Source organism: Solwaraspora sp. WMMA2065 (assembly GCF_030345075.1).
Lineage (GTDB): Bacteria > Actinomycetota > Actinomycetes > Mycobacteriales > Micromonosporaceae > Micromonospora_E.
Map to the genome: position 1 here is coordinate 6,479,816 of NZ_CP128361.1, position 20,425 is coordinate 6,500,240.

General features: G+C 69.6%; 18 protein-coding genes. 11 read left to right on the top strand and 7 right to left on the bottom strand.

What is annotated here, in order from left to right; genetic code table 11:
- Positions 1-21: 21 nt before the first annotated feature.
- From O7610_RS29540 to argS, 9 genes are all read left to right on the top strand, one after another.
- Positions 22-1,266: an O-antigen ligase family protein gene (locus O7610_RS29540; protein WP_281555467.1), complete on the top strand. Its 1,245-nt coding sequence runs from the start codon at positions 22-24 to the stop codon at positions 1,264-1,266.
- Positions 1,263-2,762: a lipopolysaccharide biosynthesis protein gene (locus O7610_RS29545; RefSeq protein ID WP_289212317.1), complete on the top strand. Its 1,500-nt coding sequence runs from the start codon at positions 1,263-1,265 to the stop codon at positions 2,760-2,762. The genes O7610_RS29540 and O7610_RS29545 overlap by 4 nt, the downstream gene beginning before the upstream one ends.
- Positions 2,763-2,769: 7 nt before the next feature.
- Complete coding sequence (locus O7610_RS29550) at positions 2,770-3,672, top strand: sulfotransferase domain-containing protein (protein WP_289212318.1); 903 nt, start codon at positions 2,770-2,772, stop codon at positions 3,670-3,672.
- On the top strand, positions 3,669-5,051 hold the full coding sequence (locus O7610_RS29555; RefSeq protein ID WP_289212319.1) for a hypothetical protein: 1,383 nt from the start codon (positions 3,669-3,671) through the stop codon (positions 5,049-5,051). The genes O7610_RS29550 and O7610_RS29555 overlap by 4 nt, the downstream gene beginning before the upstream one ends.
- 407 nt (positions 5,052-5,458) lie before the next feature.
- Positions 5,459-5,899 (top strand): glycosyltransferase family protein, encoded by a 441-nt coding sequence (locus O7610_RS29560; protein WP_281555468.1) that lies wholly within the window; start codon positions 5,459-5,461, stop codon positions 5,897-5,899.
- Positions 5,900-5,987: 88 nt separating this feature from the next.
- Positions 5,988-6,599 carry a glycosyltransferase gene (locus tag O7610_RS29565; protein WP_475051327.1) on the top strand — a complete coding sequence of 204 codons (612 nt, stop codon included), beginning with the start codon at positions 5,988-5,990 and terminating at the stop codon, positions 6,597-6,599.
- On the top strand, positions 6,596-7,519 hold the full coding sequence (locus O7610_RS29570) for a glycosyltransferase family 2 protein (RefSeq protein WP_278167458.1): 924 nt from the start codon (positions 6,596-6,598) through the stop codon (positions 7,517-7,519). The genes O7610_RS29565 and O7610_RS29570 overlap by 4 nt, the downstream gene beginning before the upstream one ends.
- A 117-nt stretch (positions 7,520-7,636) precedes the next feature.
- A complete protein-coding gene (gltX, locus tag O7610_RS29575) occupies positions 7,637-9,040 on the top strand; it encodes a glutamate--tRNA ligase (RefSeq protein WP_289212320.1) in 1,404 nt (467 codons plus the stop codon).
- Positions 9,041-9,169: 129 nt separating this feature from the next.
- Entirely contained in the window at positions 9,170-10,885 is a 1,716-nt protein-coding gene (gene argS / locus O7610_RS29580) for an arginine--tRNA ligase (RefSeq protein WP_289212321.1), read from the top strand.
- Between the two features lie 13 nt (positions 10,886-10,898).
- On the opposite strand, the gene O7610_RS29585 is transcribed toward argS, so the two are convergent.
- The 7 genes from O7610_RS29585 to O7610_RS29615 are packed head-to-tail and all read right to left on the bottom strand — an operon-like array spanning position 10,899 to position 17,435.
- A complete protein-coding gene (locus O7610_RS29585; RefSeq protein WP_289212322.1) occupies positions 10,899-12,251 on the bottom strand; it encodes a hypothetical protein in 1,353 nt (450 codons plus the stop codon).
- Positions 12,248-12,871, bottom strand: a complete 624-nt coding sequence (locus O7610_RS29590; RefSeq protein ID WP_289212323.1) for an FkbM family methyltransferase — start codon at positions 12,869-12,871, stop codon at positions 12,248-12,250. The genes O7610_RS29585 and O7610_RS29590 overlap by 4 nt, the downstream gene beginning before the upstream one ends.
- A 4-nt stretch (positions 12,872-12,875) precedes the next feature.
- Complete coding sequence (locus tag O7610_RS29595; protein ID WP_289212324.1) at positions 12,876-13,859, bottom strand: NAD-dependent epimerase/dehydratase family protein; 984 nt, start codon at positions 13,857-13,859, stop codon at positions 12,876-12,878.
- Positions 13,856-14,614: a phytanoyl-CoA dioxygenase family protein gene (locus O7610_RS29600; protein ID WP_289212325.1), complete on the bottom strand. Its 759-nt coding sequence runs from the start codon at positions 14,612-14,614 to the stop codon at positions 13,856-13,858. The genes O7610_RS29595 and O7610_RS29600 overlap by 4 nt, the downstream gene beginning before the upstream one ends.
- Entirely contained in the window at positions 14,614-15,270 is a 657-nt protein-coding gene (locus O7610_RS29605; protein ID WP_289212326.1) for a class I SAM-dependent methyltransferase, read from the bottom strand. The genes O7610_RS29600 and O7610_RS29605 overlap by 1 nt, the downstream gene beginning before the upstream one ends.
- The gene (locus O7610_RS29610; protein ID WP_289212327.1) at positions 15,267-16,517 is read right to left on the bottom strand and encodes a methionine adenosyltransferase; all 1,251 of its coding nucleotides are present in this window, start codon (positions 16,515-16,517) and stop codon (positions 15,267-15,269) included. Before O7610_RS29610 ends, O7610_RS29605 begins: the two co-directional genes overlap by 4 nt.
- An 18-nt stretch (positions 16,518-16,535) precedes the next feature.
- Positions 16,536-17,435, bottom strand: coding sequence for a radical SAM protein (locus O7610_RS29615; RefSeq protein ID WP_282233024.1), 900 nt, complete (start codon positions 17,433-17,435; stop codon positions 16,536-16,538).
- A 222-nt stretch (positions 17,436-17,657) separates the two neighbouring features.
- Here O7610_RS29615 and O7610_RS29620 point away from each other — a divergent pair, with 222 nt between their 5' ends.
- Positions 17,658-19,082, top strand: coding sequence for an NsdA family TPR-like regulatory protein (locus O7610_RS29620; protein ID WP_289212329.1), 1,425 nt, complete (start codon positions 17,658-17,660; stop codon positions 19,080-19,082).
- Positions 19,083-19,097: 15 nt separating this feature from the next.
- Complete coding sequence (locus O7610_RS29625) at positions 19,098-20,048, top strand: FAD-dependent oxidoreductase (RefSeq protein WP_289212330.1); 951 nt, start codon at positions 19,098-19,100, stop codon at positions 20,046-20,048.
- The last annotated feature ends 377 nt before the right edge of the window (positions 20,049-20,425 follow it).

Here is a 20,425-nt window from a genome sequence, read left to right on the forward strand (position 1 = left end):
CCGATCTGGCCGCTGTGGCTGATGTTCGGCCTGGTGCCGGTCTGGTGGCTCTGCGGGCTGTTCTACTTCGGCTGGCCGGTGCTCGGCTCGCTGCTGCTGATCGTCATGTTCGTCCGGGGGCAGATCCCGTTGCCCGCCGGCGCCGGGCTCTGGCTGGCCTTCCTGGCCCTCGTGGTGGTCAGCGCCACCCAGCTGGCCGACGTCGGCGCGCTGCTCACCTTCACCTTCCGGTTGTTGTTCTACGTCACCGCGATCGTCGTCTGCTGCTACGTGTACACGATGGCGAGGGAGCGGGACGCGTTGACGGTGGTGCTCGGCCCGCTGTGCGCGTTCTTCGTCGCCCTGGTGCTGCTCGGCTGGCTCGGCCTGCTGATGCCCCGGTTCGGCATGGTCACCCCGTTCGAACTGGTGCTACCGGGTGGGTTGTCCGGCAACCCGTTCATCCGGGACATGGTGCACGCCCAGGCGACCGAGTACAGCGCCCGCTCGACCGATCCGATCTTCCGGCCGGCGGCCCCGTTCGCCTACACCAACACGTTCGGCAGCACATTTGCCATCACCCTGCCGGCGGTGGTGGCCTGCCTGCTGCTCGGTGCCCGGGGTCCGGCCCGGACGGTCCTGCTGGTCGCCCTGCCGTTGTCACTGCCGCCAGCGTTCCTGACCCTCAACCGGGGCATGTTCCTCAGCCTCGGCGTGGGGCTGGCCGTGCTCGGCCTGCGGGCCGCGGCCCGGGGCAACGTCAAGGCGTTGGCGTCCATGCTCGGGATGCTGGCCGCCGGCGGGCTGGTCACCCTGTTCATTCCAATCGGCGAGCTGATCGAGCGCCGGGTGAGTGTCAGCGACACCAACACCGACCGGCTGTCGCTCTACCTGGAGGTGCTGCGCTGGGTCCAGCGGTCACCGGTGCTCGGTTTCGGCGCACCGGTGCAGGTCGACACGGTCACCGCCGACGCGCCGATCGGCACCCAGGGTCAACTGTGGGCGGTGCTGTTCAGCCACGGTGTTCCGGCGTTGGTCTGCTTCATCGGTTGGTTCGTGATCGTCGGGCTCCGCTGCTGGCCGGCCCGGACGGCGGCCGCGCAGTGGCTCTCCGTCGTGCCGCTGATCGGCCTGGTCCAACTGCCCTTCTACGGCCTGGTCAACCAGAACCTGACTGCGATCTTCTACGTCGCCGGGGTGGCGTTGGTGCTCGTCGACCGGGAACGTCCGGGCCGCCCGCCCAGTCAGCGTCCAGTTCCGCAGCGCCTGGTCGGGGCCGTACGGTGACCGCCGAAACCGATCAGCGGGAGACCCGGCGCAGCGCCCGCAGCGGTGCCATCGGCCTGGCCGGCGCGGCGGTCAGCGGGCTGTTCGGCTTCGTCCTCGCGGTGGTCATCACCCGCGGCTACGGGCCGACCGGTGCGGGCGCGTTCTTCGCCGCCGTCGGACTGCTCACCGTGGCCACCGCGGTCTGCACCCTGGGGGCCGAGACGGGGCTGCTCTGGGCGTTGCCCCGGCGCCGTACCGGCGCCACCGGGGACGCCGCCCGGATGCTGCCGGTGGCGTTGCTGCCGCCGCTGGTGTTCGCCATCGTGGTGGCCGTCGTCGGCCTGCTGGTCGCCCCGCAGCTCGCGATCGGCCTGTTCGACCGGGCGAGCACGGACGCCGTACGCCTGGTTCAGCTCTGCGCGGTCGGGTTGCCGATGCTCGTCGCCACCGGTCTGATGCTCGCGGCCGTACGCGGGGTCCGACCGATCGGCGGCTACGTGGCCGTGCAGTTCTTCCTGCTGCCGATCGGCCGGCCGGTGCTGGTCGGCATCGCCGCGCTGGCCAGCGGCGCGGTGCTGCTCGGGCTGGCCGGCTGGCTGGTGCCGGCGCTGGCGGCCCTGCTGGTCTGCGCCGGTCTGGTCGCCGGACCGCTCGGTCTGGGGCGCGGCGCCCGGCTGCGGGCCGGGTCGGCGGACTGGCGTGGCTTCTGGCGGTTCGCGCTGCCGAGGGCCGGCTCGGCCGCCATCGACGCCGGCAGCATGTGGATCGGGGTGCTGTTGGCGGTGGCGCTGGCCGGGCAGGCCGAGGCGGGCATCTTCGGCGCGGTCGGTCGGTACATCCTGGCCGGTCAGCTCGCCCTGCAGGGCCTGCGGGTCGCGGTCGCGCCGCAGCTGTCCCGGCTGCTCGGCGCGGACCGGCCGGCCGAGGCGGCAGCGGTGCACCGGCAGACCACCAGCTGGGCGATCGTGCTCTCCTGGCCGGTCTATCTGCTGCTGGCGGTCTTCGCACCGGGCTTCCTGAGCATCTTCGGACCGGAGTTCGCCGCTGGTGCCACGGCGATGACGGTGCTGGCCGTCGCGATGCTGGTGAACATCGCGGTCGGCAACGTGCAGACGTTGCTGCTGATGAGCGGCCACAGCGGCCTGCACCTGGTGGCCACGCTGGTGAATCTGACGGCGACGGTGTCGTTGGCGTTCTGGCTGGTGCCCCGGCACGGGGTGCTCGGCGTGGCGGTGGCCTGGGCCGCCGGGATCGTGCTGGAGAACCTGATCGCGGCGACCGCCGCCCGGCTGGTGGTCGGGCAACCACTGGTGGACCGGTCGGTGTCGGTGGCGGCGGCGGCGACGCTGGCCGGTGTCGGGGCGGTCAGCGTGGTCGCGGTCGTCGCGGCCGGCCGGGACGTGGCCGGCCTCGGAACCGCGTTGGCCCTGGTCGGCGCGGTCGTGATCGTAATGTCGGCGCTGCCGGGTGTGCGGCGCCGGGTGTGGCGCAGCGTCAGACAGAAAGGTGGGTGAGAAGGCTTTGACGTCCATCAGGGATCGTATCAAGCAGGCGGTACCGACCCAGGTGACCGACCGGGTACGCGAGTCGATGGTGCTCTACGGAGTACGTACCAGTCACCGTCGCCCGCTCCCGGACTTCCTGATCATCGGCACGAAGCGCGGCGGCACCACGTCGCTGTGGAACTACCTGATCCAGCATCCGCTGGTGCCCCGGCTGTTCCCGGCCTGGAACACCAAGGCCACCCACTACTTCGAGGAGCACTGGTCGCGGGGGGAGGCGTGGTACCGGTCGCACTTTCCCACGGATCGCCAGCGCGCCGCGCTGGCCGCCCGGTACGGCGGCCCGGTGCGCGCCGGTGAGGCCGCTCCGCTGTACATGTTCCACCCGACGGCCGCCGAGCGGGTCCAGCAACTGCTGCCCCAGGTACGGCTGATCGTGCTGCTGCGCGATCCGGTCGAGCGGGCGTACTCGCACTGGAAGGAGCGGCGGACCGAGGGCAAGGAGCCGCTGGATTTCCCGCAGGCGTTGGCGAGCGAGCCGGAGCGGACCGCCGGTGAGCGTGACCGGCTGATCGCCGATCCGAACTTCTTCTCCGAGCCGTACGACTGGTACACCTACCGGGCGCGTGGGCGCTACCTGGAGCATCTCGAGCCCTGGCTGGACCGGTTCGACCGCGCCCAGTTCCTCTTCCTGACCAGCGAGGAGTTCTACCGCGACACCCGGTCGGCCTACTTGCGTACGCTCGATTTCCTGGGCCTGCCCGGGCATGAGCTGCCGACGTTCAAGGTGTACAACGACCGCCGGTCGGCGCCGATGGACGACGCGCTGCGTGCCGAGCTGACCGCCTACTACCAGCCGCACAACGATGCGCTGGCGCAGCGGCTGGGGCTGCGGCTGGACTGGGCCGGGGCGCCGCGATGACCGGCACCGACCCACGTCGCCGCGACGATGGTCTCGGCTGGGTCACCCGGGCGGTCTTCCCGGACGAACGGGTCCGGCTGACGCTGCTGCCGGCCGGGGCGTCGCAGCCGGCGCTGGATCCGGCCGACCGGCTGCTGGCCCGGTACGCGGTGGTGCCGTCACCGGCCCGGGCCCGGTTCCTGTTGCCGTTGGGACCGCGTCGGGTGACCGCCGCCTCGGTCTGGGCGTACAACGCGCTGCGCCCGCTGCGGGTGCGACTGCCCCGGGCGTTGCTCGGTCTGGCGGCCCGGACCGGGGTGCTGCAGGTGACCCGGCCGGCGGTGCTGACCGTGTCGGCACCGGGCGGCACCGGGTCGGCCGGTGTTCCGCCGGCCGGGCCAGCCGGGCCGGAGCCGGCCGGGCAGCTGACGCTGGTCGACCATCTGGCGGCGCACTCCGGCGGGGCCCGCTGGTACGCGGCGATCGGGGTCCGTCCGCCGGACCCGAACCACAAGCCGACGGTGCAGTTGTTCGACGCGGCCGGCCGGCCACGCGGCTACGCCAAGATCGGTTGGAACGACGCCACCCGGGAACTGGTTCGTGCCGAGGCCGCCGCGTTGGCGGCGGTGGCGCCGGTCGCGGGGGTGGGCGAGCATCCGGTGGTGCCGAGGTTGCTGGCCGCAGGCGAGTGGTCCGGTCAGGCGGTCACCGTCGTCGAGCCGCTGCCCGCCGACGTGCGGGGGGTCGGGTTGGGCGAGCCGCCGCAGGTCGCGGCGGTGCTGGCGGTCGCCCGGCGGGGTGGTGCGCCGGCCGCGCCGCAGCCGCTGGCCGGCTCGGCCTTCCTGGACCGGCTGCGGCGCTCGGCCGCTGCGGCCGCCAGTGACCCCGACGGTACGGCGGCGGCCGGTCGACCCGACGGTACGCCGGCGGCCGGCGGGCCTGCCGCCGGCGCCGCCGACCCGCTGGCCGGACGCCGGCTGGCAGCGGCGGTGGAACGGCTGGCCGACCGGTTCGAGCAGGTGCGGGTCGAGTTCGGTCACTGGCACGGCGACTGGGTGCCGTGGAATCTCGGCCGGTACGCCGGCCGGCTGGTCGCCTGGGACTGGGAGCACAGTGGTCCCGAGGTGCCGGTCGGCTTCGACCTTGCACACGACGCCTTCCAGCGCAAACTGGTGCTCGACGGGGCTTCGGCGGCGAGCGCGGCGGCTGCTGTGGACGCCCAGCTGCACCGGCTGGCCGCAGCGTTGGGTGTGGACGCCGAGCAGCGGCGGCTGATCGTCCAGAGTTACCTGATTGAGATGTGGCTGCGGACCTGGCGGCTGGCGACCGGTGGCGCCGGCTGGAATCCGGCGCTGCACCCGGCACTGCTGGACGTGATCGAGCAGCGGGGCGCCGACTGACAGTCGCCCTGGATCGTCTCATATATTGAGACACCCTTGTCGTGTGCCCGACGTCAGGATTGTCGATCATGTGATTGCCAGCTTGTCGGCGGTGGCGCCGGGGTCTGCTCACCTACTAATCCTACCGAACGGATAGAAAATCTCTCACATATTTAGGCACGGATAGTAACTGTTTGGGGAAATGCTCAGTTGTCGGACGGTTTCGGTGCGTAGTTGCGAACTGCGGTGGTCGGGGATGTTGTCGCAGGTCAAGTGGATCGACGGGAAGGTGTCAAGCGACCTCCGCCAATTTTCTTTCCGGCCGTGGTCGCATATATTGTTAAACCAAACAGTGGTTGGCCGGCTAGTGAACTCTGGGGGAATCTGTGGCCAACAACGTGCCTGACGTTGACAGTGCACCCACGCTCATGCTCGTCGGCTCGAGTGGTGGTCACCTCGCGCAGTTGCTCGCGCTCGAGCCGTGGTACGTCAACCGCACCCGGTGCTGGGTGACCTTTGACACGCCGGACGCTACCTCGCTGCTGCGCGGTGAGGATGTCATGTGGGCGCACCATCCGACGACCCGGAACCTGCGGAACCTCGTCCGCAACGCCCGGCTCGCGGTGCGGATCTTCCGGCAGCGGCGGGTCGCCGCCGTGATCACCACCGGTGCCGGAGTGGCTTTTCCCTTCGTGTTCCTTGCCTGGTTGCGCGGGGTGCCGGCGATCTACATCGAGGTCTATGACCGCATCGACACGGCGACGCTCACCGCGCGGCTGTGTCGCCCTTTCCTGTCGGCGATGCTCGTGCAGTGGGAGGAGCAGCGGCGCCAGTACCCGGAGGCGACCGTCGTCGGCAACCTGCTATAACTATGCGCATTTATAAACGACGATGACATGTCAACGTAACAAGAGTAGAAGTGGCCAGGTCAAGGAGTTGATCGTGGTGGAATCCGCGTTGTCGAACACCGGGCCGACCAGCGTCGCCGCACGAATCCCCCGGCAGCGCGGTGGGTCGCGTACCGGCACCATCCTGGTCGCCGTCGGAACCGACCGGCACCGGTTCGACCGGCTGATCGGCTGGCTGGAGGACTGGCACGCCGCTGCCGCCGACCGAGCCGAGCTGATTGTGCAGTACGGGCACAGCCGGGCACCGGAGCTGGCCGGGGCGATCGACTTTCTCGACCACGACGCGCTGCAACAGGCTATGCAGCGGGCCACCCTGGTGGTGTGCCACGGCGGCCCGGCGACCATCCTCGAAGCCCGTCGGCACCGGCATCTGCCGATCGTCGTACCCCGGGATCCCACTCTGGACGAGCACGTCGACGACCATCAGATGCTGTTCGCCCGCCGGCTGGCCGACGCCGGGCTAATCCGGCTCTGCCAGTCGCGTACGGCGCTGTTCGAGGCGCTGGAGGCCGGGCTGCGCGCCCCGGCGAGCTTCGGCGTCACCGCCGACGCCGGCACCGACACGGCACGACTCGCGGCCGTCGCCCGGGTCGGCGAGATCATCGAAGGGCTGATCTCGTCGGCGAACCCGCGCCGCGTGCTCAGCCGGCGGTCGCGTTGACCGCCGGCCGGGCCCCGACGATCAGCGTCGTGGTCCCCACCCGGGACCGGCCCGAGCTGCTACGCGAGGCCATCGCCGCGATTTGCGAGCAGGACTATCCGGCACCTGTCGACGTGGTCGTGGTCTACGATCAGTCCACCCCGGACACCACGTTGGCCAGTGACGACCCGCATCGGCCGGTCCGGGTGATCAGCAACGGCCGGACCGCCGGCCTGGCCGGTGCCCGCAACAGCGGCATCCTGGCCGCGACCGGCGAGCTGGTCGCGTTCTGCGACGACGACGACCGGTGGCTGCCCGGCAAGCTCGCCGCCCAGGTCGACGAGCTGCTCGCCCACCCGGACGCCGAGTTCGTCAGCTGCGGCATCCAGGTCAGCTACGACGGCACCGTCAACGACCGGGTGCTCGACCTCGACAGCGTCTCGCTCGCCGCACTGCTGCGCGACCGGATGACCGAGCTGCACCCGTCGACGTTCCTGATCCGGCGCGCTGCGCTGGTCGACGGCTTCGGGCTGGTCGACGAGGAGATTCCGGGCAGCTACGCGGAGGACTACGAGTTCCTGCTCCGGGCCGCCCGCAGCGCCCCGTTGCGCAACCTGCGCACGCCGTACGTGCTGGTCCGCTGGCACAAGCGGTCCTACTTCGCGCAGCGCTGGGACACCATCGCCACCGCCCTGCAGTGGCTGCTGGACCGCTACCCGGAGTTCGCCACCGAGCCGGCCGGCGAGGCCCGGGTCGCCGGACAGATCGCCTTCGCCGAGGCCGCGGCCGGGCACCGCCGCGGGGCGATCCGCTGGGCCCGGCACACCCTGGCCCGCAACCCGCGCGAGCCGCGCGCCTACCTCGCCCTCGCCGTCGCCAGCCGGGCGGTACGGCCGGACCTGGTGCTCCGTACCCTGCACAAGCGCGGCCGGGGAATCTGACGACACGGCCTGGGCGCGCAGCGGTCCGCTGAGACGAGCGGGGCATAGCTGTGCCTCCCGGCGCTCCGAGCGGATATCGGTGAAGGTAAGCGGAGGTAGTTCGGTAGCCTGCTATCCGTGGCCAGTTCCGATATCCGTGTGCGCTTCGCGCCTTCCCCGACGGGCATGTTCCACGTCGGTAATGCCCGGTCTGTCCTGTTCAACTGGGTGCTGGCCCGACAGTCGGGCGGGACGATGGTGCTGCGGATCGAGGACACGGACGCGGCGCGGAACCGTCCGGAGTGGGTCCAGGGCATCCTGGACGCGATGGAGTGGCTCGGCATCGGTCCGAGTGAGTACGAGGGCCCACTGTTCCAGTCCGACTATGCCCAGCACCACCGCGAGGCCATCGACCGGCTGCTCGCCGCTGGGCGCGCGTACTACTGCGACTGCGCCCGGGATCAGGTCATCGCCCGGACGGGCAGCGAGCACAAGGGTTACGACGGCTTCTGCGGGGACCGTGGTCTGCCTGCTGGGGAAGGTCGCGCGTTGCGGTTCCGTACGCCGGACGACGGCTCGACCGTGATCGTCGACCTGGTGCGAGGCAAGCCGACCTTCGACAACGCGCTGATCGAGGACTTCGTGATCGCCCGTGGCGACGGGTCGCCGGTGTTTCTGTTGGCGAACGTGGTCGATGACATGGTCATGGGCGTCACCCATGTGATCCGGGCTGAGGAGCACCTGCCGAACGCGCCGAAACAGCAGTTGCTGTGGGAGGCGTTGGGCGCCGAGCCGCCGGTGTGGGTGCACGCGCCGATCCTGGTCAACGAGAAGCGGCAGAAGTTGTCCAAGCGCCGGGACCGGGTTGCTCTGGAGGACTTCCGTGCCGAGGGTTACCTGGCCGAGGCGATGCGTAACTATCTGATGTTGCTCGGCTGGGCGCCGTCGGGTGATCGGGAGATCCTGCCGTGGGATGACATCGTGGCGGAGTTCCGGCTGGAGGATGTCAATCCGTCGCCGGCGTTCTTCGATGTGAAGAAGCTGCGGGCCTTCAACGGGGACTACATCCGGGCGTTGTCGGTGGAGGCGTTCATCGAGGCGTGCCAGCCGTGGTTGAGCGGCGACATCGTGCCGTGGCGGCCGAAGGCGTACGACGCCACCGCGTTCGCCGCTGTCGCCGAATTGGCGCAGACCCGGATCGCGCTGCTGTCGGAGATCGTGCCGATGGTCGACTTTCTGTTCCTCGATGAGCCGGTCGCCGATGAGGCCGCGTGGGCGAAGGCGATGAAGGCCGATGCCCCGGCGCTGCTGGCCGCGGTGGTCGAGGCGTACGGGACGTGCGAGTGGCGGGCCGAGGTGCTCAAGTCGACGCTGGAAGAGATCGGCGCGCAGCGGGGACTCAAGCTGGGCAAGGCGCAGGCACCGGTCCGGGTCGCGGTGACCGGCCGTACGGTCGGGCTGCCGTTGTTCGAGTCGGTCGAGATCCTCGGACGTGAGCGAACCTTGGCTCGCCTGCGAGCCGCACTCGACCGCCTGAGCTGAACCCTCTTCTGTGACCGGCGGATCGACCCCGCCGGTCACCCCTGGTCGTCGATCGATCCGCTCCCCGAGTCTTTCCCGGATGACCTGCCTCCCTGACGGAGGCGGGTCGGAGCATGATTGGCGTACCTGATGAGTCTTGAGAAACTGCTGGCCGACCGGCTGGCGCAGGCGTTCGCGGCGGTGGCCTGCGGGCCGGTCGATCCGGTCGTGCGGCGGTCGCAACACGCCGACTTCCAGTCCGACGCAGCCCTGCCCTTGGCGCGTCGGCTCGGCCGCCCGCCACGGGACATCGCCATCGAGGTGGTCGGCCGGGCGGAGCTGGCGGACCTGTGCACAGCTGTCGAGGTGTCCGGACCAGGGTTTATCAACCTGACGGTCGCCGACCCGGCCCTCGGCTCACTGCTGTCGACGATGGCCGCTGACACCCGGCTCGGCGTCGCGCCCAGCGCCATCCCGGCAACGGTGGTCGTCGACTACTCGGCGCCGAACGTGGCCAAGGAGATGCACGTCGGGCATCTGCGGTCGACGGTGATCGGTGACGCCGCCGTACGACTGCTGGAATGGCTCGGCCACCGGGTGATCAAGGCCAACCACCTGGGCGACTGGGGCACCCCGTTCGGGATGCTGATCGAGCATCTGCTGGACCTGGGCGAATCGGAGGCCGCCCACGAACTGTCCGTCGGTGACCTGGACTCGTTCTACAAGGCGGCCAGGGTCAAGTTCGACGCCGACGACGCGTTCAAGCAACGGGCCCGGCTGCGGGTGGTCGCCCTGCAGAGCGGCGACGAGCAGACCCTGCGGCTGTGGCGGATGCTCGTCGCCGAGTCGGAGAAGTACTTCCTCACCGTCTACGACCAGCTCGGCGTCCTGCTCACCGACAAGGACTTCTACGGCGAGAGCTACTACAACGACATGCTCGCCCCGGTGACCGACGAACTGGACCGGCTCGGGCTGCTACGCGACAGCGGCGACGCCGCCTGCGTCTTCCCCGACGGCTTCACCGGCCGCGACGGACAGCCGCTGCCGATCATCGTGCGTAAACGCGACGGCGGATACGGCTACGGTGCCACCGACCTCGCGGCGATCCGCCACCGGACCCGTGACCTCGGCGCGACCCGGCTGCTCTACGTCGTGGGCCTACCGCAACGGCAACACTTCGAAATGGTGTTCGCGGTCGCCCGCCAGGCCGGCTGGCTACACCCGCCGGCCGTGGCCGAACACATCGGGTTCGGCTCGATCCTCGGCCCGGACGGCAAGATGCTGCGCAGCCGCGCCGGTGGCTCGATCAAACTCGTCGGCCTGCTCGACGAGGCCGTGACCCGGGCCGCCGAACTCGCCCGGCAGAAGAACCCCGACCTGCCCGACGCGGCTATCGCCGAGGTCGCCCGCGCGGTCGGCATCGGCGCCATCAAGTACGCCGACCTGTCCACCGACCGGATCAAGGACTACGTCTCCGACTGGCAACGGATGCTGTCCCTCGACGGCAACACCGCCCCGTACCTGCAGTACGCCCACGCCCGGATCCGGTCCATCTTCCGCCGCGCCGGAATCGAGCCCACCGGTACGCCGATCGTGGTCATGCACCCGGCCGAACACGCCCTCGCCCTCGAACTGGCCAACTTCGGCGCCGTCGTCACCGGCGTCGAACAGACCCTAGAGTTCCACCGGCTCGCCGGCTACCTGCACACCCTCGCCACCACCTTCAGCGGCTTCTACGAACACTGCCCGGTCCTGCGCGCCGAAGACGAGGTACGCGACAGCCGGCTCGCCCTGTGCGACCTGACCGCCCGAGTCCTGCGCCAGGGCCTGCACCTACTGGGCATCGCCACCCCGGACCGCATGTAGCTGATCACGTCTCCTACGCCGCCCGGATTCTCGGCAAACAGGAGGTCGGCTGCGTGTCGAATGGCGGTGCGAGGTCGCCGAAATCGGTGCCGAGAACCTCGTCGCTGATTCGGAAGACCTCGGGTGCCACGGGCCCGACCCGGCCACCGCCCGGCATGCGGGCGGTGGCAAGGGTCGCGGTCAGCAGCCAACCGCGCGGGGACGGAGTGACGACGAGAGCCCCATCGGCTCCACTCGGATCGGAAACCAGCCGGTCGCCATCCCAGCGGACCGACGCCTTCCGAGTGGCCCTCTCGTCGGCCCTTGTTGCGGCGCCGAAGATCGTGCAGGTGGCGCCTGCTGCGAAGGTATCTGCCACCAACTGTTTGACGACGCTGGTGTCGGGCTCGATCCCGTCTCTCGCGAGGAGGTTGACCGCGTGCAGCAGGACTCGACGTGCGGAGGGCGCCGCTTCCATAGCGGAGGTGAGCCGGGCGTTGAGGTCGGTGGGGAGGAAGCCGCTGGTGGTGAGGATGCCATCGACGGAGAAGCCGCCCCGGTAGCCGAGACGTTCGCGTAGACCGGCCCCGATCCGTTCGGTCTGGGCGACGAGGTCGGCGGTGTCCCAGAGGGTGGGAAGAGCACCAGCGCAGAGGAAGGTCCCCTGTCCGGGCCGAGGAAGTGTCACGAGTTCCATGGGCGGGAACGGGATGACCCTGGTGGCGAGGGTCAGCCCGTGCAGGCGGACGGGGACGCCTTCGAGGAGCGGCATCAGCCGGACTCGCCAGGCTCCGGGCTTGGCGGTGGGGATGGTTGCCGGTGGCGGGCCGTCGCGCCACCACCAGATACCGTCGCCGCCGGCCGACGGGCCGGCGCCGATGGGCTGGCAGGAGCAGACGACTCCGGTGCCTTGGTCGACGATCGCCCCCAGTGTGGCGAGGTCAGCGGTGCCGTCGCTGATGACCGACGGTGCTCGGGGAAAGCCGGCAACATCCCAGAGCGTGTCGATGACGGTCTTGTCTTCGAAGAGCCGCCACGAGGGTTGCCTGACGCCGATCCGTTTACGGACGCCGGCGTGCGGCGGATCGAGCGGGTCGGGCAGGACGAGCGTTGCGGTGTTGTCGGGATCGAAGGTGTCTGCCGGCCCGGCGAGCCAGCCGGAGCCGTCGAGCCCGCCGATGGCGTGGTGTTGCCAGGCGAGGTGGCTGGATGCGCCGGGCAGTGTGCGGCGGCGGGTCTCGGGTGGCGCGTCGTCCAGGGCGAGGGCGAGGCACCGGGCTGGGCCGAGCAGATCCTGCCAGGCTGCCGCGTCGTCGGCGCGTCCGCAGACAACGATGACCTTGCCGTCGGGTAGTAGCTGGTTGATCGGTGGTCCGGGTCTGGTCATCGGCGTCGCCGCCATGGTCGGTCTGTTCGGTGCAGGATCAGGTTCGCTGGTGTCTCGTGGACCAGTTCGTAGGTGTCGGAGCCGAGGTGGCGGTGGATGGTGCGGCGGTGCCGGTCGGGGTGGTCGTCGTCGAACTCGACGATGACGATGGCTGGCCGGTGGCGGGTGTGGTCGAAGGAGTCCCAGACGTCGAGTTCGGTGCCTTCGACGTCGATGCTGAGCAGGTCGATCTGGTCGATGTACCACTGGCCGAGGAGGTCTTCCAGGGTGCGGCACGCGACGAGGATCTCTTGGTAGTCCGTACCGCGCCGTTGCAGACCTGACCAGGATGGTTTGTGGGCGTACAGGCCGAATGGCCAGAGGCCGGGGGTGGCGGATACGGCGCACGTGTCCACGGCGCAGCAGCGGCATCGGAGCCGTGGGTGGTTGCGGGGGTCGGCGTCCACGCAGAGTCCGCGCCAGCCGCGGTTCTCGAAGTAGAGGCTGTTGCTGCCGCGTACGCCGTCGCCAGCGCCGATGTCGACGAAGACGCCGTGCGTCGGGAGGTGGTAGTGCTCGGCGAGCCAGCGGTCCTCGCCCCATTGGGAGTGGTACGGCGCGGGTTGGGTGTAGGGCAGCATGTCGTCACCCCCGCCACCGCTGGATCAGGTCCCGTTCGCGGGCGTGGTCGAGCCAGCGCTGTGACCAGCCGCGCCGTAGCGCCTGCCAGCCGAGGGCGTCGGTGATGCTGTCGGGAAAGGGCCGGAGGGTGAGGCCGGCGTCGGTGGCGCGGCTGTTGTTGACCGACATGAGTGCCAGTTCGGGGCTGCTGGCGGGTAGCCACAGTGGGATTTCGGTCCATGGTTGTAGTCGGTGGGTGAGGGCGAAGTCCTCGCCGACCCGGCAGGGGGTGACGGCGCGGCCGGCGCGGGTCAGGACCGTGTCCACCAGGGTCCGGGCGTCGGTTCGGGCGCCGGCGACGTTGACGACGCCGGTGAGTTTATGGTCGACGGCGTCGCGCAGAAAGTGGGCGACGTCGGTGGCGTCGATGAGTTGGATGGCCTGTCGGTCATCCATCGGGACCAGGACGTCGCCGCCGCGCAGGGCGCGTTCCAGCCAGTAGGCGAGGCGGTCGCTGTCGTCGTACCGGCCGATGACCAGGCCGAGGCGGGCGATCAGCAAGGGTCCGTTGATCCGGTCGAGGCGACGCCGGACGTATCGCTCGCAGCGCAGTTTGCGGGTCGCGGATGCACGTACCGGGTGGGAGGCGTCAGCTGGGATCGTGGCTGCTCGTTCGGTCAGACCGTGTCGGCTGGGTGCTCTGCGATACACCCCGCAGGTGGAGAGCAAGGTGTATTGACCGGCGTCGCCGAGCAGGGGCAGCACGGGGCTCAGGTCGTCGACGTCGCGGGCGCTGGTGTCGATGACCGCGTCCCACGGTTCGGCGAGGACGGCGGCGGCTTCGACGGTTGGCGCGCGTCGGTCGGTCAGGACGTGGCGGGCGATTCCGGTGAAGGGTGACGGGGAGCGGCCCCGGTAGAGCACGGTGACGTCGTCTCCGCGTCGGAGGCATTCCTCCACGATGTGCCGGCCGACGAATCGGGTGCCGCCGAGCACGAGGATCTTCATCGCGGCTCCCCGTTGTCCGGGTGGGCGGGGCTGTAGCCGAGCACGAGTAGTCGACGTGGGTGGCCGGAGGTGTTGGGTCCGCTGGCGTGGACCAGGGCGGCGTCCCAGATCAATACCGTGCCGGGTTCGGCGATCAGGGTCAGGGCTGCCTCGTCGGGTGCGGCGGTGTCGGGTACGACGGGTCCCTGATTGGCGGTCGGGATCATCGTGATGGTGTGGCGGTGGCTGCCGGGCCAGACCCGCAGCGCACCGGCCGTTTCGGTGCAGGGGTCGAGGCAGACGGCGGCGGTGAGCACTCGCGGGTAGCCGCAGGTCGCGTAGTAGGCGGCGTCGGTGTGCTTGCGGACCTCTTCACCGAGTACTGGAAGCGTCGCCCACCCGGCGGTGATGTCGACGGTCTGCTTGTACATGAGCTTGTTGTCCATCAGCTTGGGTGGCGCGCCGAGCAGGTCGGCGACGACGCTGCGCAGCGCGAGGCTGTCCGCCATCGCCGTGGCGGCTGGGGACAGGTCGACCACGGGCTTGACCTTGAGGACGTACGGCACACCGCTGGCGAGACGCCACCAGGTGACGCGTGGGTCGAGTGTCCTGCTGGCGACCATCCGGGCAAGCCGGTCCCGGAGAAGCGTGTCGGCCTCGACGCGGAGCTTCTGGATGGTGGCGGGCGGGAACAGGTCCGGCAGGACGAGGTATCCGTGGGAGGCGAACCGGTCGATCTGCTGTGCGGAGACCGCCGGTGCGATCGGAGAGGCCATCAGGCGCCGCCTTTCGTGGCGATCGGGACGAGGAAGTCGCGGCTGGGTTTGGTCCAGTGCGGTGGGGTCTGCTCTGCCGGCATGGTGTGCGGGTAGGCGGTCCATCTCGCGAAGTGCCGGTCGAGGACGGCGCGGCGGGCCGGGCCGATCGAGGTGCCGCTGTGGAAGAAGCTGAACCGGCCGCCCGGGCGGAGGCAGCGCATCGCGACGTGGGCGACGAACTCGGCGAAGTCGGAGTCGGCGTGTCCGTCCGGCGGCCAGGTGTCGTACATGATCGCGTCGAAGGCGTCGGCTGGCAGTGTCACCAGCTGCCACGGGTCGACGAGCACCCGCACCGGCACGTCGAAGGCGTCGACCACCCGTGTGCGCGCCATCAGCGCGACCTCTGGGTGAGGTTCGATCGCCGTGAACGAACCGACCTCACGCTCCAGAAGCTGGGTGGCGAACACGCCGAGGCCGAGCCCGACCTCCAACACGTTGGGGCGGGTGAAACCCTCGGTGAGGCGGGTGACGTGCTCGCGCATCAGGTCGGCCTCGGCGAAGAACATCACGTACTGCGAGCCGATGCGTAGGCCTTCCGCGTCGATCACCGCAGACTGGGCGCGGAGAGCGGCGAGGTGCATCATGTGCGCATCGGACAGTGCCTTCGTGGTCATAGCGGGACTCCGTTGCGGAACCGGGCCAGCGGCTCGGCGGCGAGGAACCGTGAGGCGAAGGTGGCAGCCCCGGCGACGGCACGGCGCACCGCCTCTTCAATTTCGGCCACGGTCGCGGCGTCGACCTCGCGGTCCACTGAAACCAGGACGTGTGCCGGATCGTCGAGCTGGCCGCCGTTGCGGGCAGCGATGGTGACCTCGGCGTACACCGAGGTTTCGGCCAGCACCCGCTCAGCGGCCTCGGCAGCGAGCGCGGTGTAGATCTTGCCGGCGTGGTGAACCGGGTTCTTGCCGGCAGGCGCCTCGCCGCTCGCCGGGCGCAGCGGCTCAATGGCTCCGCTGTACCGGTTGCCTCGCCCGACCGCACCGCAGTCGCCCTTGCCCAGCGACGTGCCGAACGGCGCCAGGTAGCCGCGGCCCGGCACATCCTTCGTGTTGAGATGCAGCGACAGTCCGGTCACGTTCCGGGACCGGGGATCCTGGTCGAGCAGAGACTTCAACTCGGCGGAGACGGTGCTCTGTGCCTCGGCGAGCGCTGTGCGGTACGTCGTCCAGGAGCCGACCAGTTCGGGATGGAACGGCACAGCGGCCGTGACCTCCAGCGCCGACCCGATCCGGACCACCATGACCTTCACATCGGTGCCGGCGCCCGGCACGACCTGCCGGAATCCTTCGCTGGTGAGCCGTCGTTCCAGCCGTATCGCAAGGTCGGCGGCGAGTCCGCGCCGGCCGACGCCGACGCAGACGACGGTGTCGTTGGCGACGGACTCGGTCGCGAGCACGGCGTTGATGTCCAATGCCTCGTCAGGGCGGTAGAACCTCGGGTCGTGGTCAACGGCGGTGCCGCGCGTGTTGTTGATGTGCAGGCGTAGGTGTTCGAGGATGCGGTAGTCGCCGAGTGCGGTCGGGAGGATGTCGAGGACGACTGCCCGAAAGATGTCCTCAACGGGCACCTGCGTGTCACCGACCTGATCGGTGATCTTGCCGAAGAGGTAGCAGTCGGCTGGCTTGAGGATGTCGAAGCCGCCGAAGCGGACGTCGGCTGCGGCACCGACGAGGTTGACCTTGTCGACCCAGTGGTTGGGGATGGCTCCGAACTCGCGCAGGCACCAGGATGAGTAGCGCTGGGAAAAGGCGTCGGCGACCAGGTCGGCGAGGCTGTCCGGGTGGCCGACGCCCTTGCGTTCGGCGACATCGAACGGCTGGTCGTCCGGGTCGACGCAGGCGTGACGAATCGAGATCTGCATGGGGAACGCCCTTCGTTGTCAGCGGTCGTCCGAGTCGACGCCCAGCTCGGGGCGGACCGGAGGATCGACGAGGTAGGACAGGCACTGCGACAGGACCAGCACCCGCTTGGCGGGGCACGGCTCGTTGACGTCGGCAGGCCGGAAGGTGCCGTCGTAGAGATTTCCGTAGCCGGTAGGCACGGAAGCGCATCGGCGTACATCACCGGTGACGGTGACCTTGAACGAGGTGACACCGGCGGTGCACGCCTGGCCTCGGAAGGAGAGCATCCCGTCGAGGTAGGGCCGGTTGAAGACGTACTCGCCGGAGTTGGCCAGCACCAGCGCCTTCTGCTCGTCGGTGTAGCCCTCCGGATAGCGGATGCCCTCGTGGACGCCCTTGAACACCTTGGCTCGGATGTGGTCCACACCCAGCTCACGCAACCGATCCAGATCGGCGGCGAACCGACCGAGCAGCGGCGGATACAGCACGTACAGGGCGGTCACGTCGAATCCGCCGCGTCGCAGGATCAGGTAGTTGCGGGCGTAGGCGTCGAGTTCCAGCCCGCGCAACTCGCGTTCGGGCTGGTGGATCGCGGCGACGATCTTCGCCACCCGGCCAGCCGGGACACGGTCGGCGAATTCCGCGATGTCGTCGGAGGCGAGGTTGGTGTTGATGCTGATGAAGTGGTTGTCGGCCAGCCCTCGGCACAGTTCGACGAACCCGGGGAACATGAACGGCTCCCCACCGGACATGTGCACCAGGCAGACCTTGCCCAGCTCGTCGAAGCGACGGACCACCAGGTCCGGGGTCGGCTCGTCGAGGTGCTTGCGGTTGAGCACGAAACGAATCTGCGGGTGGCAGTACTCGCAGAAGAAGTTGCAGCGGTTCGTCAGGTGCCAGTCGAACTCCCAGTCCCATGGAGGTTTGGTCTGGGTCATCGCCGAAGTGCGCATCAGGTCCTCCGCTCGCCCGTCGAGGTGTTCACCCGCCGGCGCAGCCCTTCTCGGCGGTACGCCGGCGGGGACGCATCCAGCAGACCGCGAACCGGTACCGCCGAGGCAGGGGATGAACGCGTCAAGAGCGTCAACTTGCATTGGCCACAGCGGACACATGATCTGGCGGCTTCGCGGTACCGTCGGTTGACCCCTGCGGAGGAGCCGATGGGATCGCCACCCGACCGCACCAACCAAGCCCTCGCCGCGCACATGGCCGAAGCCGGTCTCACCCCGCGCACTCTCGCTCGGGAGATCAACCGGCGCTTCGGACCCGGCACACTCGCCGAAACCGCGCCCTACCACTGGCGCGACGCCGGCGGCGTCCCACGCCCGCCGCTACCGGCGTTGACCGCCTACGTCATCTCCCGCCGCCTCGGCCGCATCGTGACCGCAGGGGACCTTTGGCACGGGCAGCCCGCCGCCACAGATGGCACGCTGGTGATGGCGGCCAGCACCGGCATGAACGGATCGTGGAACCTCGCGAGCACCATGCTGGTCGCAGAAGACTGGCTGTTGGGAGGGCTCGTGGACAGGCGAATGTTCCTCGCGGTCTCCGGGGCCGCCCTTGCCCAGGCAGTGAACATCTACCTCGACGTACACCTCCCGGCCGGCGGGACCACACTCCCGACCGCGACACCGGACGATCCACTCGTCGAACAGATCGAAGCCAGCGTGCCGCGCCTGCAACTACTCGACGACGAACGCGGCGGCGCGGCCGGCCTCGGCTACGTCGGTGCCCAGGTCCGCGCGGTTCTGCTCGTACTCCGCGACGGTGGCCACACCGACGCCACGAGCCGCCGACTCCTAGTCGCCCTCGCCGACCTCGCCCAACTCGCCGGCTGGAAGGCGTTCGACGCCGGACAGCAAGGGCTTGCCCAGCGGTACTACTTCACCGGCCTGCGCGCCGCGCACGACGCCGGATACCGATCCATGGAAGCGCACATCCTCGCCGACCTGTCATTCCAAGCCGCCTCACTCGGCGACACCGACGACGGCCTACGCCTCGGCAATGCCGCCCGCCGGATCTCCGACCGATCCGCCGCGACCGTCCAGGCGTCCGTGCTGTCCCGCCTCGCGTACGCCCACGCCGCCGCCGGACGCGTCGACCAGTGCGAACGCACCTGGGCCGAGTCCCACGACCAGCTCGCGAAACGGCATCCCAACCGCGACCCGGAGTGGATGTACTACCTCACCCCGAACCACCTCGACTGCCAGGCCGGCTACGCCATGATCCTCGCCGGACGACAAGTAGTGGCCGACGGCCGAGGAACCGACGGGCGAGCCCTGCTCCGTAAAGGCGAAACGCTCCTGCGCACCGGCGCCTACGCCCGCCGACCAGACGTCCCCTACCAGCGACGCGCCCTCTACGAAGGAGCCTGGCTCGCCCTCGGCTACACCGCCCACGGCAAACTCGACGACGCCTGCGCAGTAACCCGAATGGCCATACCCCGGCTCGAACAGGTCCGCTCACCCCGCAGCACCGCACTGCTCAGCACACTCGCGCAGGAACTCCGCCGACGGAAGCGGAACCACAGCGTCGCCGACCTGCTCCCCGACCTTGAGAACGCGCTCGCGCGACAACCCGCCTGACACTACGGTCAAACAATGGCCCGCACCGATCTCGACGCCCTGGTCATCGGCGCCGGCGTCTCCGGCCTCACCACCGCCATCTGCCTCGCCGAAGCCGGCCTACGGGTCAAGATCTGGGCCGCCGAGCCACCCGAGCAGACCACCTCGTACGCCGCCGGGGCAATGTGGGGCCCGTACCTCGTCGAACCCGTCGACCGGGTCCGCGTCTGGAGCGCCCAGACACTGGAGGTCTTGAAGCAGCTCGCCACCGACCCGGCGACCGGGGTACGGCTCGTCTCCGGCATCGAGGCATCCCGCAAGCCCGTCGAACCGCCGGAGTGGGGCAACCAACTCGACGGGTTCCGGATGTGCAAGCCGAGCGAGCTACCGGACGGATTCGCCACCGGCTGGCGGTACACCGTCCCGTTGGTCGACATGCCGGTCTACCTCGGCTACCTGCGACAGCGGCTGGAGGCAGCGGGTGGGGAGATCGCCCTCCGCCGGATCGGCTCCCTCGACGAGGCCGTTCAGGTCGCTCCGCTGATCGTCAACTGTTCCGGAGTGAGCGCCCGTGACCTCGTGCCGGACCCAGAACTCACCTCGATCCGAGGCCAACTCGTCGTCGTCGAGAACCCCGGCATCACCGAGTTTTTCTCTGAAGACACCGTGCTCTCACCGGACCTGCTGCACTTCTACCCGCAGGGCGAGGCTCTCATCCTCGGCGGCACCGCTCAACCTGGCGACTGGAGCCGAGAACCAGATCCAGACACAGCAGCCGCGATCATCGCCCGCTGCGCCGATGTCGAACCACGCCTCCGCAACGCCCAGGTCATCGAGCACCGAGTTGGCCTTCGACCCACCCGGCCGTACGTCCGTGTTGAGGAGCAACAGCTCTACGAGACCCGCGTAATCCACAACTACGGCCACGGCGGAGCCGGCGTGACCGTCTCCTGGGGCTGCGCCTTCGAGATCGCACGTCAGATCTGATGGTCTGATACGAGGCTTGCTTCTGGGAGCGCACCTGTTGGCAACGGTCTCCGTCTGGCGGATGACCAGGTCGACGGCGGCGTATCCGTGGCCCGGCGGGCAGCGGAGCGGGCCGGCAATCGGCGGCGGATGTGGATGTGGACGCGGTACGCAGCTTGGCTGCGTACCCGGAGTACGACGAGGGACGCCGAGACCACCGCGCACCGTACCCAGGTCGCCTAGGCGCCGAGTCGTCCTACCACCGGACGACTGACCGGCGTAGACACGATGACGGTGGGGCGACCCGCGAGATCAACCCGGACCGAGCCGATGCTCGATGGCCCCAACCTCAACCAAGGTCCGCTGCCGGACGTCCACCGATGTCCAGCCGCGCCTAA

Bases quoted from the DNA above. Each gene is read 5' to 3' on its own strand.
- O7610_RS29540 (WP_281555467.1), top strand. From the start codon at position 22: ATGTTCGGCCTGGTGCCGGTCTGGTGGCTCTGCGGGCTGTTCTACTTC.
- O7610_RS29555 (WP_289212319.1), top strand. From the start codon at position 3,669: ATGACCGGCACCGACCCACGTCGCCGCGACGATGGTCTCGGCTGGGTC.
- O7610_RS29560 (WP_281555468.1), top strand. From the start codon at position 5,459: ATGCTCGTCGGCTCGAGTGGTGGTCACCTCGCGCAGTTGCTCGCGCTC.
- argS (WP_289212321.1), top strand. From the start codon at position 9,170: ATGAGTCTTGAGAAACTGCTGGCCGACCGGCTGGCGCAGGCGTTCGCG.
- O7610_RS29585 (WP_289212322.1), bottom strand. From the start codon at position 12,251: ATGACCAGACCCGGACCACCGATCAACCAGCTACTACCCGACGGCAAG.
- O7610_RS29590 (WP_289212323.1), bottom strand. From the start codon at position 12,871: ATGCTGCCCTACACCCAACCCGCGCCGTACCACTCCCAATGGGGCGAG.
- O7610_RS29595 (WP_289212324.1), bottom strand. From the start codon at position 13,859: ATGAAGATCCTCGTGCTCGGCGGCACCCGATTCGTCGGCCGGCACATC.
- O7610_RS29600 (WP_289212325.1), bottom strand. From the start codon at position 14,614: ATGGCCTCTCCGATCGCACCGGCGGTCTCCGCACAGCAGATCGACCGG.
- O7610_RS29605 (WP_289212326.1), bottom strand. From the start codon at position 15,270: ATGACCACGAAGGCACTGTCCGATGCGCACATGATGCACCTCGCCGCT.
- O7610_RS29610 (WP_289212327.1), bottom strand. From the start codon at position 16,517: ATGCAGATCTCGATTCGTCACGCCTGCGTCGACCCGGACGACCAGCCG.
- O7610_RS29615 (WP_282233024.1), bottom strand. From the start codon at position 17,435: ATGACCCAGACCAAACCTCCATGGGACTGGGAGTTCGACTGGCACCTG.
- O7610_RS29620 (WP_289212329.1), top strand. From the start codon at position 17,658: ATGGGATCGCCACCCGACCGCACCAACCAAGCCCTCGCCGCGCACATG.
- O7610_RS29625 (WP_289212330.1), top strand. From the start codon at position 19,098: ATGGCCCGCACCGATCTCGACGCCCTGGTCATCGGCGCCGGCGTCTCC.